This is a genomic window from Streptomyces sp. NPDC051173, assembly GCF_040689515.1.
In the GTDB taxonomy this organism is placed as follows: domain Bacteria; phylum Actinomycetota; class Actinomycetes; order Streptomycetales; family Streptomycetaceae; genus Streptomyces.
In genome coordinates, this window is record NZ_JBFBBD010000009.1 from 66,864 (window position 1) to 83,313 (window position 16,450).

General features: G+C 73.4%; 15 protein-coding genes. 4 read left to right on the forward strand and 11 right to left on the reverse strand.

Annotation, left to right across the window (positions count from 1 at the left end; translation table 11 throughout):
- Positions 1-7 precede the first annotated feature (7 nt).
- The 11 genes from AB0435_RS08435 to ispH are packed head-to-tail and all read right to left on the reverse strand — an operon-like array spanning position 8 to position 11,922.
- Positions 8-952: an alpha/beta fold hydrolase gene (locus AB0435_RS08435; RefSeq protein WP_366426500.1), complete on the reverse strand. Its 945-nt coding sequence runs from the start codon at positions 950-952 to the stop codon at positions 8-10.
- Between the two features lie 41 nt (positions 953-993).
- A complete protein-coding gene (gene ispG / locus AB0435_RS08440) occupies positions 994-2,151 on the reverse strand; it encodes a flavodoxin-dependent (E)-4-hydroxy-3-methylbut-2-enyl-diphosphate synthase (RefSeq protein ID WP_366003999.1) in 1,158 nt (385 codons plus the stop codon).
- Positions 2,151-4,085 (reverse strand): 1-deoxy-D-xylulose-5-phosphate synthase, encoded by a 1,935-nt coding sequence (dxs, locus tag AB0435_RS08445; protein WP_366004001.1) that lies wholly within the window; start codon positions 4,083-4,085, stop codon positions 2,151-2,153. Before dxs ends, ispG begins: the two co-directional genes overlap by 1 nt.
- A 2-nt stretch (positions 4,086-4,087) precedes the next feature.
- Positions 4,088-4,522, reverse strand: coding sequence for a hypothetical protein (locus tag AB0435_RS08450; protein ID WP_366004002.1), 435 nt, complete (start codon positions 4,520-4,522; stop codon positions 4,088-4,090).
- The gene (locus tag AB0435_RS08455; RefSeq protein ID WP_366004003.1) at positions 4,519-5,460 is read right to left on the reverse strand and encodes a Gfo/Idh/MocA family oxidoreductase; all 942 of its coding nucleotides are present in this window, start codon (positions 5,458-5,460) and stop codon (positions 4,519-4,521) included. Before AB0435_RS08455 ends, AB0435_RS08450 begins: the two co-directional genes overlap by 4 nt.
- Positions 5,457-6,584: an Ldh family oxidoreductase gene (locus AB0435_RS08460; RefSeq protein ID WP_366004004.1), complete on the reverse strand. Its 1,128-nt coding sequence runs from the start codon at positions 6,582-6,584 to the stop codon at positions 5,457-5,459. Before AB0435_RS08460 ends, AB0435_RS08455 begins: the two co-directional genes overlap by 4 nt.
- Positions 6,581-7,939 carry a M20/M25/M40 family metallo-hydrolase gene (locus AB0435_RS08465; protein WP_366426501.1) on the reverse strand — a complete coding sequence of 453 codons (1,359 nt, stop codon included), beginning with the start codon at positions 7,937-7,939 and terminating at the stop codon, positions 6,581-6,583. The genes AB0435_RS08460 and AB0435_RS08465 overlap by 4 nt, the downstream gene beginning before the upstream one ends.
- On the reverse strand, positions 7,936-8,868 hold the full coding sequence (locus AB0435_RS08470) for a sugar phosphate isomerase/epimerase family protein (protein WP_366426502.1): 933 nt from the start codon (positions 8,866-8,868) through the stop codon (positions 7,936-7,938). The genes AB0435_RS08465 and AB0435_RS08470 overlap by 4 nt, the downstream gene beginning before the upstream one ends.
- Positions 8,858-9,892, reverse strand: a complete 1,035-nt coding sequence (locus tag AB0435_RS08475; RefSeq protein WP_366004007.1) for a hypothetical protein — start codon at positions 9,890-9,892, stop codon at positions 8,858-8,860. The genes AB0435_RS08470 and AB0435_RS08475 overlap by 11 nt, the downstream gene beginning before the upstream one ends.
- Positions 9,893-9,907: 15 nt before the next feature.
- On the reverse strand, positions 9,908-10,999 hold the full coding sequence (locus AB0435_RS08480; protein ID WP_366004008.1) for a polyprenyl synthetase family protein: 1,092 nt from the start codon (positions 10,997-10,999) through the stop codon (positions 9,908-9,910).
- Positions 10,996-11,922, reverse strand: coding sequence for a 4-hydroxy-3-methylbut-2-enyl diphosphate reductase (ispH, locus tag AB0435_RS08485; protein WP_366004009.1), 927 nt, complete (start codon positions 11,920-11,922; stop codon positions 10,996-10,998). The genes AB0435_RS08480 and ispH overlap by 4 nt, the downstream gene beginning before the upstream one ends.
- A gap of 421 nt (positions 11,923-12,343) precedes the next feature.
- Between ispH and AB0435_RS08490 the strand changes: the two genes are divergently transcribed.
- Genes AB0435_RS08490 through AB0435_RS08505 form a run of 4 tightly spaced genes read left to right on the forward strand, consistent with a single transcriptional unit; the run spans position 12,344 to position 16,450 of the window.
- Positions 12,344-13,546 (forward strand): DegT/DnrJ/EryC1/StrS family aminotransferase, encoded by a 1,203-nt coding sequence (locus AB0435_RS08490; protein WP_366004011.1) that lies wholly within the window; start codon positions 12,344-12,346, stop codon positions 13,544-13,546.
- The gene (locus AB0435_RS08495) at positions 13,543-14,661 is read left to right on the forward strand and encodes a DegT/DnrJ/EryC1/StrS family aminotransferase (protein ID WP_366004012.1); all 1,119 of its coding nucleotides are present in this window, start codon (positions 13,543-13,545) and stop codon (positions 14,659-14,661) included. Before AB0435_RS08490 ends, AB0435_RS08495 begins: the two co-directional genes overlap by 4 nt.
- Positions 14,658-15,500 carry a methyltransferase domain-containing protein gene (locus AB0435_RS08500; RefSeq protein WP_366426503.1) on the forward strand — a complete coding sequence of 281 codons (843 nt, stop codon included), beginning with the start codon at positions 14,658-14,660 and terminating at the stop codon, positions 15,498-15,500. Before AB0435_RS08495 ends, AB0435_RS08500 begins: the two co-directional genes overlap by 4 nt.
- The gene (locus AB0435_RS08505; protein WP_366004014.1) at positions 15,497-16,450 is read left to right on the forward strand and encodes a UbiA family prenyltransferase; all 954 of its coding nucleotides are present in this window, start codon (positions 15,497-15,499) and stop codon (positions 16,448-16,450) included. Before AB0435_RS08500 ends, AB0435_RS08505 begins: the two co-directional genes overlap by 4 nt.

Genomic DNA, 16,450 nt, shown 5'->3' on the forward strand with positions numbered 1-16,450 from the left:
TCTCCGGTCACGGGCGGGGCGTGGCGGGCGGCACCCTGCGGGTGAGCCAGTCCTGCGCCGCGGCATACCAAATCGGTGCGGTGCGGTGGAAATTGAGGGAGTGGGCGGCGTCCGGCACGACGAAGGCGTCCAGCTCCGGAGCGCCTGTGTAGAACTTCCGCTCGTGCGCCAGCACGGTCCCGGCGTGGCCGGTGGAGACCTCGCCGCCGCCGAAGAGCCGGTCCTCGCGGCCCGCCACGAGGAACACGGGCACGTCCACCGCGGCGGCGGGCCCGGGAGCGTAGAGGGTGTCGAGGGTGAGGCCTTCGCCGATGGTCACGGTCGACTTGGCGCGTTCGTGGTGGGCGGACATCTCGGCGCTCACACCGCCCGGGTGTTCGTAGAGCCGGGCGCGCAGGCCGGGGCGGGTGGTGAGATAGCCGTCGGGGAGGTTCGCGGCGCGGAGGACGTCGTCCTCCGCGGCCGGGTGCAGGGCGGGGACGGCTTCCGGGTACAGCGGCCCCGTGGCGTGCAGCAGCGAGGTGACGACCAGCGCGTCGAGGTCGTGGTGACCGGCCGCTTCGTGGACGGCGACACCCGCTCCGAGCGAGTGGCCGACGGCGACCACGTGCCGGAAGGCCGATATGCCGTCCCGACCCTCGCGCAGGGCCCGGACGACCTGGTGCACGGCCTCGGCATTGGCCTCCACCGTGACCTGGTCGGCGGGGGGATGCCCGCTGCCGCCGGTGCCGGGGCGATCGAGGGCGAGCACGGCGTATCCCGCCGCGACGGCGTGCCGGGTGTAGTCACCCTCCCCCGGCACGGCCCAGTAGCGGCGGTCGTAGGTGAGGCCGGGCAGCAGGAGTTGTACGGTGCCGGGCAGGTCGCCGGCCGGGAGGTGCAGTTCCGCGGCCAGCCGCCAGGTCGCGCCGGAGGAGTGCGGCAGGGTGACATCGAAGGTTACGGAGGTCATCGGCATCTTCTCCCTTGAGGGGCAGGAATATTGACGTTACGTCAGGCGATGGATACCCGAGGAGGGCCGGACGCCGATCCTTCGGCGGTCATCCGCTCGGCGATCTTCATCGCCTCGTCGATCAGGGTCTCCACGATCTTCGACTCGGGAACGGTCCTGACGACCTCGCCCTTGACGAAGATCTGCCCCTTGCCGTTGCCGGACGCCACCCCCAGATCCGCCTCGCGGGCCTCACCCGGGCCATTGACCACACAACCCATCACAGCGACCCGCAAAGGAACCTCCATACCCTCCAGACCCGCGGTCACCTCGTCCGCCAGCTTGTACACATCCACCTGCGCACGGCCGCAGGACGGACACGAGACGATCTCCAGGCGGCGCTGCCGCAGCCCCAACGACTCCAGGATCTGCATCCCGACCTTGATCTCCTCCGCCGGCGGCGCCGACAGCGAGACCCGGATCGTGTCCCCGATCCCCTCCGAGAGCAACGCCCCGAAGGCCACGGCCGACTTGATCGTGCCCTGGAACGCCGGGCCCGCCTCCGTCACCCCGAGATGCAACGGGTAGTCGCACCGCGCGGCAAGCAGCCGGTAGGCACTGACCATGACGACCGGATCGTTGTGCTTGACCGAGATCTTGATGTCCCGGAAACCGTGCTCCTCGAAGAGCGACGCCTCCCACAGCGCCGACTCCACCAGCGCCTCCGGAGTGGCCTTCCCGTACTTCTCCAGCAACCGCCGGTCCAGCGAACCCGCGTTGACCCCGATCCGGATCGGGGTACCCGCATCCGACGCCGCCTTGGCGATCTCCCGCACCTTGTCGTCGAACTGCCGGATATTGCCCGGATTCACCCGCACCGCCGCACACCCCGCGTCGATCGCCGCGAACACATACTTCGGCTGGAAGTGAATGTCCGCGATCACCGGGATCTGCGACTTCTTCGCGATCATCGGCAACGCGTCCGCATCATCCTGCGAGGGACATGCGACCCGCACGATCTGACAGCCCGAAGCGGTCAGTTCGGCGATCTGCTGGAGCGTCGCGCCCACGTCCGCCGTGAGCGTCGTGGTCATCGACTGCACCGACACCGGTGCACCCCCGCCCACGCGCACCGGGCCGACCTGGATCGCCCGGCTGGTCCTGCGCTCGGCGAGCACCGGCGGTACGGCCGGCATGCCGAGCGCGACGGAGCCCGTCATCACACCACTCCTTTCAAGGATGTGCCGTTCGAAGTCGTGTCGTGCGCCAGGGGCCGTGTCCGCGCGGTCACGACGTCCCTGACCTGCTCGGCGAGCCGCCCGGCCGTGAGCCCGCACTCCCGGAGCAGCTCGGAGCGCGCAGCGTGTTCCAGGAACCGTCCGGGCACGCCGAGGACCCGCAGCCGCGCCGGCACGACCCCGGCGTCCCGCAGTGCCGCGGCCGTCGTCTCCCCCACGCCGCCGGTCCGTACGCCGTCCTCCGCCGTCACCACAGTGGCGAACCGGCGGGCCAGCTCCACCAGTGCGAGTGGCACCGGCTTCACCCAGCGGGGGTCGACGACGGTGCAGCCGACGCCCCACTCGGCGAGCCGCCGGGCCGCCTCGGCGCACGGCCCGGCCAGCGCGCCCACGGCGATCAGCAGCACGTCCTCGCCGGTCCGGACGAGGACGTCGACGGTGTTCCCGTCGGGCCCGGTGATCCGCTCCAGCGCGGGGAGGGCCGGGCCGAGGGCACCCTTCGGGAAGCGCAGGAGGGTCGGCCCGTCGGTGGTGCCGAGGGCTTCGCCGAACTCCTCGCGCAGGCTGTCCCGGTCCCGGGGGGCGGCGATGCGCAGGCCCGGCACGGCCTGGAAGGCGGCGAGGTCCCAGACGCCGTTGTGGGACGGCCCGTCATCGCCGGTGATGCCGGCCCGGTCGAGGACGAGGGTCACCGGGAGGCCGTGCAGCGCCACGTCCATGAGGACCTGGTCGAAGGCCCGGTTGAGGAAGGTCGCGTAGACGCACACCACCGGGTGGAGGCCGCCCATGGCCATGCCCGCGGCGGAGGTCACCGCGTGCTGCTCGGCGATGCCGACGTCCACGACCTGCTCGGGCAGGGCCTGCTGGAGCAGGTACAGGCCGGTGGGTTCGAGCATCGCGGCGGTCACCGCGACGACGTCGGGGCGGGCGCGTGCCGCGGCGAGCAGCTCCTGGCCGAAGGCCGCCGTCCAGCCGGTCCCGGTCGCGGCTGCCGCGCCGGGTGCCGGTTCGGCCCGTACGGCGTGGAAGCGGTCCCTGGTGTCCTCCTCGGCGGGCGGGTAACCACGGCCCTTCTCGGTGATGCAGTGGACGACGACGGAGCCTCCGAAGTCCCGTGCCCGACGCAGGGCGGCCTCGACGGCCGGGCGGTCGTGCCCGTCGACGGGGCCGACGTACTTCAGGCCGAGGTCCTCGTAGAGGGCCTGTGGTGCGAGAAAGTCCTTGAGGCCCTTCTTCGCACCGTGCAGGGCGTGGTAGACGGTGTCGCCGACGGCGGGGACGCCACGCAGGGTGTGCTTGGCCCGGTCGAGGAGTTCCTCGTAGCGCCGGGAGGTGCGCAGGGCGGCGAGGTGGTCGGCGAGGCCGCCCACGGTCGGGGCGTAGGACCGGCCGTTGTCGTTGATGACGACGACGAGGGGCCGGTCGGGGGCGGCGGCGATGTTGTTGACCGCCTCCCAGGACATGCCGCCGGTGAGCGCGCCGTCTCCGATGACCGCGACGGTGTGGCCCGGTTCGCGGCGCAGCTGGCGGGCGCGGGCCAGGCCGTCGGCGTAGGACAGGGCGGTGGAGGCGTGGGAGTTCTCCACCAGGTCGTGCGGGGACTCGGCGCGGCTGGGGTAGCCGGAGAGGCCTCCGCGAGTGCGCAGGGTCGTGAAGGCGGCGGCGCGGCCGGTGAGGAGTTTGTGGACGTACGCCTGGTGGCCGGTGTCCCAGACGAGGGCGTCGCGCGGGGAGTCGAAGACGCGGTGCAGGGCGAGGGTGAGTTCGACGACGCCGAGGTTGGGCCCGAGGTGTCCGCCGTTGCGGGACACCCTGTCGACGAGGAGGGCGCGGATCTCGGCGGCGAGCTCGGTGAGTTCGTGCGGGTCCAGCCCGCGGAGGTCGGCCGGGCTCTTGACGTGTTCCAGCAGTCCCATGGTCAGCTCCCGGTGCGGATCGGCACGGCCGTGGGGACCTGCCGGAAGGCGACGGGGCTCTCCGGCCCGAGGTCCAGCTCGGCCCCGGTCAGCAGGGAGGGCGTGGCGATCAGCACGTTGTAGTGGTTGGGGAAGTGGCAGGTGTCGAAGCCCAGTACGGTGCCCACGCGGCGGCCGGCGGCCCAGACCTCGTCGCCGCGGTCGATCACTCCGGCGCAGCCGATCTCGGCGAAGCCGAGGAAGCCGACGCGGTCGACGCGGGTGCCGGGCACGGCGTCGGTCTGGTCGGTGGTGACCAGTTCGTGGACCTCACCGCGGCGTACGCACCGGCCGGCGAACTCCGCCAGCCGCATGCCCCGGTCGTGGCGGCGGTGGACGAGCACTTTGACGACGGTGGCGTGCACGGCGCGTTTGGCGCCGTCCTCCAGCCGGTTCACGGCGTGGCTCCTTCGGTGCGCGGGGCGGTGCCGGCCTCGGTCCGGTAGACGGCGTCGACGAGTTCGAGGGCGGCGAGCCCGCCGCGGGCGCCGGTCCGCCCCGCGTCCAGGGTGGCCGCGAAGTCCGCGAGCACGCCGACGTACTCGTGCCAGAGGGAACCCTTGAACTCGGGGTACCCGGCGAGCATGTCGGCGGTGCGGGTGGTGCCGTCGGCCAGTTCGACGGTGATGTCCTTGACCTCGCCGTCGTAGGACCAGTCGAGCTCGACGCGGGCGGTCGCGCCGTCCGCGGCGCGCAGGGCGACGGCCGCCCGGCGGTCCGTTCCGTGGATGTCGCGGGTCACCTCGGCGGCGGTCAGGTGCACGTCGCCGAGGAACAGCCTTACGAGGTCGAAGGCGTTGGGGCCGTTGTCGGCCACGCAGCCGCCGCCGCAGCGGTCGGCGTCGAGGTACCAGCGGTCGTCACCGGCGTGTTCCTCGATGCGCTCAAGGTAGCGGACGGTCAGGGAGCGGACGGGGTTGCCGGGCGCGATGCCGTGCAGCAGCCGGAGCACCTCGCTGTTGTAGCGGCGGTGGAAGGCGGTGAAGAGGGTCGCGCCGCGCCGGTGCGCGAGCGTGGCGAGGCTCCTGGCGTCGGCGAGGCGGGTGGCGAGGGGCTTCTCCACGCAGACGGGCAGCCCGGCGGCGAGGGCGTCGGCGCACACGGCGGCGTGGATGTCGTTGGGTACGTTCACGACCACCGCGTCCACGGCCGCGTCGGCGAGCAGCTCGGTGTGACGGCCGTAGCACTCGGCCCGGTCGTGGAAGGGCGCGAGGGCTTCGGGCCTGAGGTCGCACACGGCGGCGAGGGCGAGTGCGGGCAGCCGGTCGAAGGCGGCGACGTAGAACTTCGAGATGACACCGAGGCCGATGATGCCGATGCGGGTGCGCGGGGTCATCGCTCCCCTCCGGGGAAGGTCAGGCCGCGTTCGGCGGCGAGGGCGGTCAGCTCGGCGTGCCGCTCGGCGGAGAGCGTCACGCCGTGCTCACGGCCCCGGGCCGCCGCCCGGGCCTCCGGCAGTCCGGGGTAGCCGACCGGGCGGGCGGGACCCAGGGGCGGGCAGTCGAGCAGTGCCCGGAAGGCGCCGTCGGCGTCGGCCAGGAAGTCCTGCTGGGGACGGAGTGCGCCGGGGGCGAGGACGAGTGCGGTGAGGCCGATGTCGTCGTCCCTGCCGGTGGGCCGCCCGTCACCGGTCAGGGCGTCCGGGGCGGGGCCGAGGCCGGCTCCGGGGAGCAGGGCGGCCAGTACCTCGACCATCAGCCCGAGGCCGTAGCCCTTGAAGGCGCCGGTGGCGGGGTCGCCGCCGAGCCAGCGCAGGAATCCCTCGCCCCGGTCGAGCGCACCGGGGTCGGTCACCGGCCGGCCCTGGGCGTCCTCCAGCCAGCCCTCGGGTATCGGCTCGCCGGCGCGGGCGGCGGCCCGGATCCGTCCGGTGGGCACGACGGTGGTACTCATGTCGAGGACGTACGGGGGGCGGTCGCCCGCGGGCGCGGCGACGCTGAAGGGGTTGGTGCCCAGCATCGCGGCCCGGCCGCCCGGCGGGCGGGCGATGCGCTGGCGGCCGCAGTTGCCGGCCAGGACCGCCACCATGCCGCGTTCCGCGATCCGGGCGGTGTGGTGGCCGGCGCAGCCGAAGTGGGTGGCGTTGCGCATGGTGACGAGGCCGATGCCGGTGGTGCGGGCGCGGTCGGCGGCCAGGTCGAGGGCTTCGGTGGCGGCCCAGAGTCCGAGCGACCGGCGGCCGTCGAGGAGGACGGCGGGCCCGGTGTCGGTGATCCTCTCCGGTTCGGCGGCGGGGTCGATGCGGCCGGAGTCGATGGCGGGCAGGTACAGCCGGGTGAGGTTGGCGAGTCCGTGCGAGGTCAGTCCGGCGAGATCGCCGTGGACGAGGGCCTCGGCGGCCGTGCGGGCCCGCGCGGCGGGCACTCCTCGGTCGGTGAAGACCTCGGCGGTGAAGGTCACGAGGGCGTCGTGGGCAACGGTCGTGGGGGCGGCCGGGGCGTCGGTCCGCTGCTGGGTCACTGGGTTCCGCCTTTCGGGGTCGGTCGGCCCGGGATGCGCGCGCCCCGGGAGCGGGCCTGCCGCGGCAGGGAGGACGGGACGGTGTCCCGCCGCGCGGCGAAGCGGGTGAGGATGCCGCCCACCGCGCCGGCGAAGGCTTCGAGGTCGGCCAGATCGGCGTGTTCGCCCGCGGCGTGGGCGTGGTTGCGGTCGAGGTCGCCGGGGCCGAGGACGGCGGTGTACGTACCGGGGACGCCGGACATCCACAGGGCGTCGCAGGTGAAGGCGGGTTCGTCGGCCGGCCAGCGGGTCAGGCCGGCCTGTCGCTCCAGCAGGTCGGTGGCCCAGGGGTCGGGTGTCGGGGCCAGCGCGGGGAGGCCGCGCTTGTGCCATTCGACCCGGGTGACGGCCGCGGCGTCCGCCGCCGTACGGGCCAGGTCGCGATGGCCCCGGTAGGAGGCGGTGAAGTCCCGTATTCCGGCGGCGACTTCGTCTTCCAGTGCGGCGGCGAGGGAGCGGCCGGTGGCGGGGTCGGGGTAGGAGCAGTTGAGCAGGAGGCGACCGGTTCCGTAGACCTTGTTGTGGAGGTGTCCGGTGTGGAGCCCGGCGACGCACACCTGGCCGCCCCCGGCGTGCTGGGGCAGGCGGGTGGCGAGGCGCTGGGCGAGGTGCCCCAGGAGGACGGTGGCGTTGTGCCCGGCGGCGGGCCGGTCGTCGATGGCGTCGCACCCGTCGACGCGGACACAGGCGGTCATGGCGGCGGTGGAGCGCGTCAGCAGCCGCATCCCGGTGGGCTCGCAGAAGAGGTTGATCCTGCCGTACCAGCCCCGGCGCACCAGGACCCGGGTGCCGAAGACGCCCATGGCTCCGCCCTCTTCACCGGAGACGGCCTGGATGAGCACGCGCGTGGCCGAGGGCAGGCGGGGTGCGGCCGCGAGGGCGGCGCGTATGCCCGCGAGGAGGGCGACGGCCGGGCCCTTGGCATCGATCGCGCCGCGCCCGGTGAATCGCGTCCCGTCGAAGCCGACGGGCTCCTCCCCCGCCACGGTGTCGAGGTGGACGTTGAACATCACGGTTTCGGCCGTCGGCCGTGGCGGTCCCAGCGCCAGCACGAGGCTGGGCTGCGCGGCCAGGAAGCCGGGGTGTGCCGCGGCACGGCGCACCGCGAGCGGCACATGATCCCCCGTCAGTTCCGCCGGGTCGGCGGTCGCGTGGTGGACGACCTCGAAGCCCAGGGCGCGGGCCGCTTCGGCGTAGCGGCGCTGGGCCTCCCACAGACGGGGTTCGGATCCGCCTTCGAGCGGGCCGGCCGTGGGCAACTTCAGCAGATTCAGCAGCAGTCGGTGTTCGGCGGAGGTCAGCCGCGCGCCGTTCATGAAGCGCCGTCCGGTCGTGGCGCTGGGCCGGTCAGCCCTGCGGCGAGCCGCTCCAGGGCGCGGCCGTAGCGGACGAACCCGGCCACGGCGTCGGCGCCCGTGGCGGAGCGGCCCTCGTGGGGGCGTACGGCCAGGTGGGGTTCGATGGACCAGGTGCCGGTCCAGCCGCGGTCGAGCAGCAGTTGGAGGCAGTCGGCGACGCGGCAGGCGCCCTCCCCGGGGAGGGTGTAGACGGCCCCGCCCACCTCGCTGCGGGCGTCCTTGATCTGTACGTGCTCGACCCAGGGGGCGAGCTCGGTGAGCATGGCGTAGGCCTCGTAGCCGTAGGCGATGCCGTTTCCGGTGTCGAACAGCAGCCGCAGGGCGGGGCTGTCGACCTCGCCCAGCAGCCGCAGGGCGCGGTCCGGGTGGGCACCGGCCCAGCCCGCGCAGTTCTCGTGGAGCAGGACGAGCCCGGCGGCGCGTGCCCGTTCGGCCAGCAGCCGCATCCGGTGGACGGCGCGACGGCCCCACTCCGCCTCGCCGAGCCGGCCGTCCGGGTCGTCGGGATAGGACATGACGCGGACGAACCGGGTGCCGAGGGCGGCGCAGCGCGGGGCCAGCCGGTCGAGTTCGGCGAGGTCAAGGTCGAAGTCGCCGGTGACGGGGCGGGCCCAGTTGGCGATGCGGGAGTCGACGCAGACGACGTCGAGGCGCGCCTTCCGCAGCGCGGCCAGGGCCCGGTCGAAGGCGGCGTCGTCGAGGTCCGCGAGGGCGGTGCCGTCGAGGTCCCGCAGTTCGATGGCGGTCCAGCCCAAGGTGTGGTGGGCGCGGATCTGGCCGTCGAGGGCCGGGGCCGCCTCGTCGCCGATGCCGGCGAAGCGGATGCCGGGCGGCGCCGGGCCGGGATCGGTCACGGGTGTGGCGGGGGTCTTCGTCTCAGCGGGCATGGGCCACCCGCTGTCCGGGAACGGGCGGGGCCGCGTCGTGGTGGCAGAAGTCCTTGGCATCACAGAGGAGTTCGACGACGCGGGTCGCGAGCCGGAGCTGCGGGGAGAGGTCCGTGCCGGAGCGGAAGGCGCGGTAGGTGTCGACCAGGTAGGCGGTCAGGGCGTCGTCCGGGAAGACCTCCCAGGTCTCCGGGTGGCCGGGCCGGAGCACGCGGAGGTGGGCGTAGTGGTCGTCCTCGGCGTTGGGGTAGTGGGCCACCACCTGGCCTTCCTCGAACTCCAGCCGGATCCGGCGCTCCCGGATCGGTGCGGTGAGGTCGGAGACGATGCGGCTGGTCACCGTGGCGTGGTGGAGCAGGAGCCCGGCCCGGCCCATGTCCGGGACGACGGTGTCGCCGACGCGCATGTCGGTGAGCTCCGCGCCGGCCAGCCGGGCGTCCCCGGCGAGCCGCAGGCAGACGCCGAGGGAGTGCGGTGGCTCGATGTCGAACGCGGTGGGGTGCCCGCCGTCGGTGAGGGTGCGGCGCATCCGCGGCTTGCACTGGCGTACGTCGACGGAGCGCAGCGCACCGAGGGGGGCCTCCGCCACGAGGCCGGTGAGCCGTGCGGTCAGGCTGCTGGCCAGCCAGGGGGCCACGATCGCCAGGTCGAGCCGCTCGGCGCGGGCCAGGGCGACGATGTCGCGGAGCGCGGTCCGGTCGGCCGCCAGGGGCTTCTCCACGATGATCCGGCGGAACCCGGCTCCGGCCAGTTCGCGGAGCAGGCCGAGGCGGGCCACCGGGGGTGTGCACAGGTGCACCACGGTCCGGTCGGGGTCGAGGAGTTCGCGGACCCGGTGGAGGCCGACGACCGGTTGCAGGCCCGCGACGGGCAGGGCCGGGACGGAGGCCATCGGGTCGAGTGCGAGGACGGGGCCGGGGCCGAAGAGCTCGGAGTGGTGGCCCGCGGAGCGCAGCCGGTCCAGTACGGCCCAGTGGAGTCCGAGGCCGGCCCGCCCCAGGCCGATGATGAGGGTGCGAAACATGGGTGCGTTGCTCCTTCAGCGGTCCCGGTAGGCCACGGTGGCCGTGAGGTCCATCAGTGCGGTACGCCAGCGGGGGACCAGGGGTGCGTCGGCGATCGCCCGCCGGGCTTCGCCGACGAGCCGCGCGATACGCCGCTCCACCTCGTCGGCCACTCCGGTCTCGGTCAGGAGGCGGCGCATCAGCGCGGCTTCCTCCGGGCCGCCGGGCGCGGCGGCGAGCGCGCGGATCCGCTCGTCGGCACGTACGGCCAGGCTCAGCAGGTAGCTCATCTTGAACTGGGCGAAGTCGAGTCCGGCGGGCTTGCCGGTGGCCTCGGTGTCCCCGAAGGCGTCGATGAGGTCGTCACGGAACTGGAACGCCTCGCCCAGCGGCAGCCCGTACCCCTCGAAGATCCCGGCGAGGCCGGTGCGGCCGGCGAGGGCGGCGCCGAGCTGGAGGGGCCGGTGAATGGTGTAGCGGCCGGACTTGCAGACGGCGATCCAGCGGGAGAGTTCGGGGTCGGCCACGCCCTCGGCGGCGACGGCGATGTCCAAGTACTGGCCGTAGGTGAGTTCGACGCGCAGTTCGTCCCAGACCGCGCGGGCGGGTTCGGGCAGCGAGCCGGTGAGCCGGTCGGCGTAGATGTGGGCGAGGTCGGCGGCGAGGCCGGCGACGCCTTCGCCGTAGCGCCGCGCCTCGCCGCGCAGGCCACGCTTGCGGTGGTCCTCGATGTGCCGCTCGTGCGCGGTGGTCACGCCACGGCGCAGCGGCGAGTCGTCGAGGACGTCGTCACGCAACAGGGCGAAGGTGTGGAGCAGTTCGACGGCGGCGGCGGCGTCGACGGCCCGCGGGTCGCCGGGGTCACCGCCCGCGGCGAGGTGGCCGAGGAGGCAGAAGCGGGGGCGGAGCAGTTTGCCCTTGGCGGTGCTGAGCGCGCCGACGGCGTCCAGGAAGGGGACACAGCGCGGGTCGACGTCCGCCCAGCGCTCGCGTTCCGCGGCCAGGACCGAGGCGATGCGTCGCTCGACGGCGGCGAGCGCCGGGGCCAAGGAGTCGCCGCCGGTGGGGTCTTCGCCGACGGGGTCCTTGGTGAGGGCCTTGCCGCGGACGTTCTTCCGTGTGCTCATCCGGTGGTCCCCTTCAGGGCGGAGGGCAGGCCGAAGACGATGTCCTCGGTGGCGGTGCGCTCGATCTCGACCCTGTCGTAGCCGAATCCGGCCAGGCGGCGCCGGAGTCCGTCCACGAGGACGTCCGGTGCGCTGGCACCGGCGCTGACGCCGACGGACCCGACCCCGACGAGCCAGTCCGGGTCCAGGTCCTGCGGTCCGGGGACGAGGTGCGCCGCGACCCCCGCGTCGCGGGCGACCTCGACCATCCGTACGGAATTGCTGGAGTTCGTGGAACCGACGACGAGGACGAGGTCGGTGCGGGCGGCGAGCGCCTTGACGGCGTGCTGGCGGTTCTGGCTGGCGTAGCAGATGTCGTCGCTGCCGGGGCCGCGGAGGTCGTCGAAGCGCTCCTCCATGGCCGCCACGATCTCGCGGGTGTCGTCGAGGGCGAGGGTGGTCTGGGTGAGGTACGACACCGGGGCGTCGCGTGGCAGGTCCAGTGCGCGGACGTCGTCCACCGTGGCGACGATCCGGGTGCGGTCGGGCGCCTCGCCGTAGGTTCCCTCGACCTCCTCGTGGTCGGCGTGGCCGACGAGGAGGATGGTGCGGCCGTCGTCGGCGAAGCGCCGGGACTCCTGGTGCACCTTGGCGACGAGGGGGCAGGTGGCGTCGATCACGGTCAGCGCACGGGCCTCGGCGGCCGCCCGCACGGCGGGCGACACCCCGTGTGCGGAGAACACGCAGACCGCGCCGTACGGCACCTCGGCCTCGGAGTCCACGAAGCGGGCCCCGCGCTCCTCCAGGTCCTGCACCACGTGGTGGTTGTGCACGATCTGCTTCCGCACGTAGACCGGTGGGCCGAAGCGTTCCAGGGCCACCTCCACGATGTCGACGGCGCGCCGCACTCCGGCGCAGAAACCACTGGGTTCGGCGAGCACCACGGTTTTCCCGGGTAATTCCACAGGATCGGCCGAACCGGCCGGATTTTCTTTCCATTTCACAGCTGGCACATCCTCCGTCGCCCGCGAATTGGGCATGCCCGCGCTCGGCCCGATGACGGGGGCCGGCCCTCGCGGAATATGCGGGCAGCGGCCTCAAGCGGCGCGGCGATGCAGACCCACGCTGGGCTGTTGGGGGTTCGACTGTCAAGCACCGGCCGGTCCGCGCCACCGCCTCGCACAGAACTCAGGATTCCGAAAACGCTCTGATCTGGCAGGTACCGGTTTTTCACGGGGGCGTATGGCTGATGCTTGTCAGCTTCCCGTAGGCACCATGCCAAGGGATTGCTATTGCCGTCCGTCAGGAGCACCGGCTTAGCTGCGTTTCGTCCACAACTCCGTCCCGCATCCGGAGGTTTACCCAGTGATCTCCTCCGCCCGGAGTGCCGGCGCGAGCGGTTCCGCCGCCGCGCGCCCGGTTCCGTTCTTCACCCAGGCCGACACGTTCGCCCGGTGCTGGCCGGACATCAGCCGCCACGTCGGCGAGGTCTTCGACCGGGGCAAGTTCTCGCACGGCCGTCAGGTCGCCGAGCTGGAGCAGGCGCTCGCCGCGTACACCGGGGCCCGGCACGTGGTGGCGGTGAACAGCGGGACGGACGCCCTGGTCCTGCTGTTGCGGGGCTGCGGCATCGGGCCCGGCGACGAGGTGATCGTCCCGGCGTTCAGCTTCTTCGCGTCGGCCTCTTCGGTGGCGCTGGCCCGCGCCCGGCCGGTGTTCGCCGACATCGACCCCGTCAGCTACTCCCTCGACCCGGCAGCCGCCGAGGCCGCCGTCACCCCGCGCACCCGGGCCGTGCTGCCGGTGCACCTGTTCTGGCAGCTCGCCGACATGGCGGGGCTGGGCGCACTCGCCCGGCGACACGGCCTGCGGGTGGTGGAGGACAGCGCCGAGGCCATCGGCATGCGCTGGAACGGCGTGCACGCCGGACTGCTGGGCGACGGCGGGGTGTTGTCGTTCTTCCCCACCAAGACCCTGGGGGCGCTCGGTGACGCGGGGGCCGTCCTGACCGACGACCCGGAGCTCGCGGAGCGGGTGGCATCGCTGCGGCACCACGGCCGGACGGGGCTCACGGTGGACCACTTCGCCGGGATCTCCAACCTCGCGGGCGCCTCGGGCACCAACAGCAAGATGGACGACATCCAGGCGGCCGTACTGCTGGGCAAGCTGCCCCGGCTGGACGGAGCGATCGCCCGCCGCGCCGAGCTGGCCCGCGCGTACACCGAGCGGCTGCGCGGTGTGCCGGGCGTCCTGCGACTGCCCGCCGTCGTACGGCGCGAGGCCGTCGCCGAGCCGGTCTTCTACGTCTATGTGATCGAGGTGGAGCGGCGGGACGAACTGGTCACGCACCTCGCGCACGAGGGCGTCGGCACCGAGGTCTACTACCCCACCCCGCTGCACCTCCAGCCCGCGTTCGCCGGACTCGGCCACCGGCCGGGGGACTTCCCGCACGCCGAGGCCGCCTGCGCGCACACCGTCGCGCTGCCCTTCCATCCCGATCTGTCCCTGACGGACGTGGACCGGGTCTGCGACGCCGTCAGCCGCTTCTACGGAGGGAACGCCTCATGAGGACCTTGCCCTTCTTCGCACCCGACCTCTTCGAGGAGGAACGGGAGCCGTTGCTGTCCGTCCTCCACGAGCTGGGCACGGGGCCCGGTCAGCGGTTCATCCTGGGCGAGCGGACCGCCGAGTTCGAGGGGGCGCTGTGCGAGGCCACCGGGGCCCGGCACGCCGTCGCCTGCTCCAGCGGAACGGGAGCGCTTGAGCTGTCCGTCGGGGCCCTGGGCATCGGGCCGGGCGACGAGGTGGTCGTCCCGGCGTTCTGCTGCCAGCCGGTGGCGAGCGCGGTGGCCAACGCCGGGGCGACCCCGGTCTTCGCCGATGTGGACCCGTGGACGATGGTGCTGGACCCCTACGTGGTGAAGCCGTTGATCACGGAGCGGACGAGGGCGCTGATGCCGGCGCACGTCTTCTCCGTCATGGCGGACATGGAGCGGCTGGACGCCCTCGCCCGCGAACACGGGCTGGCCGTGATCGAGGACGCGGCGGTCGCCCAGGGCGCGGTCCTGGACGGCCGACCGGCCGGGCGCTGGGGCGATCTGGGCGTGTTCTCCTTCTTCCAGGTCAAGTCGTTCGGCACCGTGGGCGAGGGCGGGGTGGTCCTCACGGACGACGACGGGCTCGCGCGGGCCTGCCGGATGCTGCGCAACCACGGCCAGGACGGCGTGCACCGCTTCCTGCACCACCGGGTCGGCCGGAACAGCAGGTTCGACGAGGTCCAGGCCGCCTTCCAACTGCGCCGGCTGGCCGGCTTCCCGGACCGTCTCGAGCGCCGCGCGCGGATCGCCGACTACTACACCGAGCGCTTCGGGCCGCTGCGCGACCGCGGGCTGCTCGCCCCGCCCGCCGGGCGCGACGGCCGCTGCTACTACGTCTACGCGCTGCTCACCGACCGGCGCGAGGATCTGCGCACGTACTTGACAGAGCGTCGGATCGGTACGCACGTCTACTACCCGGTGCCGCTCCCCCGGCAGCCCGCGTTCGCACCGTGGGCCCCGGTGGACGGCGCCTGGCCGCATGCCGAGCAGGCGTCGGCCCGCAACCTCGCCATTCCGATCTGGCCCCATCTCAAGGACGCCGAAGTGGAGTTCATCGCCGACTCCGTCTGCGGGTTCTTCGCATGAGGGCGCGAGCGACCGAGGAGACCGCCATGCCCGCCCCCGGCCAGGAGTACGTCTTCGACCCCGGGTGGGAGAAGGAGACCGAGCGGCTGCGGACCAACGAGGCGGTCTGGGACCCCGGCACCGCCGAACGGCTGGAGCGGCTGGGCGTGGGGCCCGGCTGGAACTGCCTGGAGATCGGCGCCGGTTCCGGCTCCATGGTCCGCCGGCTCGCGGACCTGGTGGGCCCGGCCGGCCGGGTGGTGGCGACCGACCTGGAGACCGGACGGCTCGGGGAGGTCGCCGGGCTGCGGGGGGTGGAGGTCGTCCGGCACGACCTGCGCACCGAGGAGCTGCCCGCGGCCGCTTTCGACCTGGTGCACTCCCGCATGGTGCTCCAGCACCTGCCGGACCGGGCCGCCGCGGTGGGGCGGATGGTGCGCGCGCTGCGGCCGGGCGGGCTGCTGTTCCTGGAGGACACCGACTCCTCCACCCTCTTCCGCAGCTTCCTGTCGGAGGACTTCCTCCAGGACGTACGGGCCGCGGGGTACGGCGTGATGCGTGAGTCGGGGCACGATCCGCGCGGCGGCCACGTCGATCTCCGGCTGGCCCTGGCCGCCGGCCTGGAGGCCACGGCCGAGGGCCGGGCCGTGATGGTGCGGGGCGGCTCCGAGCAGGCGCGGCACTACATGCTGTGGCTGGAGTACATGCGGCCCCGCATCCTGGCGGCCGGGCTCCTGGACGAGGCCCGCCTGGACGAGGCCCTCGCGGAGATGGCCGACCCCGCCCATCACTGGCTGAGCCAGGTCCTGATCAGCACGGTCGGCCGCAAGCCGGGCGGCAGGGCGAAGGCCCGGCCATGACCCTGGCCCCGGCACCCGCCCGGCCCGGTGTGCGCCGACGGGCCCGTGCGTACGCCAAGCTGGCGAAGCTCTCCTTCTTCGACTACTACCTGTGCGTGCTCGTGGTCGCGGCGCTGCTGCCGCCCTCGGTGCGCGCGGAGCCGCGCACCTGGCTGGTCCTCGCCCTGTTCGACCTGGGGTGGCTGGGCGTGGTGGCGGCCACGGTCGCCCTCGACGACGTCACAGGGCTGCGCGACGGCAGCGACGCCCGCAACTACGAACCCGGGCAGACGCTGCGCGCCCGCGACCGCAAGCCTCTCCTCGACGGCAGTCTGACGCTCCATCAGGCCCTGCGCTTCGGCTGGGCCTGTGCCGTGGCAGGCGCGGCCCTGTGGACGCTCGCCACGCTGGCCGCACCGCACCGGCCGTGGTGGGCCCCCGCGGCCGCCGCGCTGTCGGTCGTCATCAGCGTGCAGTACTCCTACGGCCTCAAACTCAGCTACCGCGGCGGCCAGGAGGCGGTGATCCTGCTCAGCACCGGCATCAGCGTGCTGGTCCCGTTCGGGCTGCTGCGTGGGGAGATGACCGGGGCGGCCTGGCTGGAGACCTTCCTCTTCGGGCTGTGGAGCCTGATGGTCTCGCTCTACTCCAACATCAACGACCTGGCCGGCGACCGGGCCGCCGGGCGGCGGAATCTGGCGGTCCTCCTCTCCCGCGACGGCTACCGGGCGCTCGTCGCGGGACTGTCCCTCTCCGAGACCGGTGCGATCGTCCTCACCGCGGCGGTGGGTGCCGTCCCCCTGTGGTTCTGCGCCTTTCTCCTGCCGGTGCTCGCACTGCGCGCCCGCCAGGCGTACAGCGGCCTCGTCGCGGGAAAGGTCCTCGCTGCCCGGAGAACGGGCATCACCCTTCACCGCTGGGGCGTCGTCCTGCTGATCGCCGCGAATCTGGTTCTGGTGCACAACGGCTGA

Excerpts from the sequence above, each read along its gene's own strand:
- AB0435_RS08435 (WP_366426500.1), bottom strand. The coding sequence starts at position 952 with ATGACCTCCGTAACCTTCGATGTCACCCTGCCGCACTCCTCCGGCGCG.
- ispG (WP_366003999.1), bottom strand. The coding sequence starts at position 2,151 with ATGACGGGCTCCGTCGCGCTCGGCATGCCGGCCGTACCGCCGGTGCTC.
- dxs (WP_366004001.1), bottom strand. The coding sequence starts at position 4,085 with ATGGGACTGCTGGAACACGTCAAGAGCCCGGCCGACCTCCGCGGGCTG.
- AB0435_RS08455 (WP_366004003.1), bottom strand. The coding sequence starts at position 5,460 with ATGACCCCGCGCACCCGCATCGGCATCATCGGCCTCGGTGTCATCTCG.
- AB0435_RS08465 (WP_366426501.1), bottom strand. The coding sequence starts at position 7,939 with ATGAACGGCGCGCGGCTGACCTCCGCCGAACACCGACTGCTGCTGAAT.
- AB0435_RS08470 (WP_366426502.1), bottom strand. The coding sequence starts at position 8,868 with ATGCCCGCTGAGACGAAGACCCCCGCCACACCCGTGACCGATCCCGGC.
- AB0435_RS08475 (WP_366004007.1), bottom strand. The coding sequence starts at position 9,892 with ATGTTTCGCACCCTCATCATCGGCCTGGGGCGGGCCGGCCTCGGACTC.
- AB0435_RS08480 (WP_366004008.1), bottom strand. The coding sequence starts at position 10,999 with ATGAGCACACGGAAGAACGTCCGCGGCAAGGCCCTCACCAAGGACCCC.
- AB0435_RS08495 (WP_366004012.1), top strand. The coding sequence starts at position 13,543 with ATGAGGACCTTGCCCTTCTTCGCACCCGACCTCTTCGAGGAGGAACGG.
- AB0435_RS08500 (WP_366426503.1), top strand. The coding sequence starts at position 14,658 with ATGAGGGCGCGAGCGACCGAGGAGACCGCCATGCCCGCCCCCGGCCAG.
- AB0435_RS08505 (WP_366004014.1), top strand. The coding sequence starts at position 15,497 with ATGACCCTGGCCCCGGCACCCGCCCGGCCCGGTGTGCGCCGACGGGCC.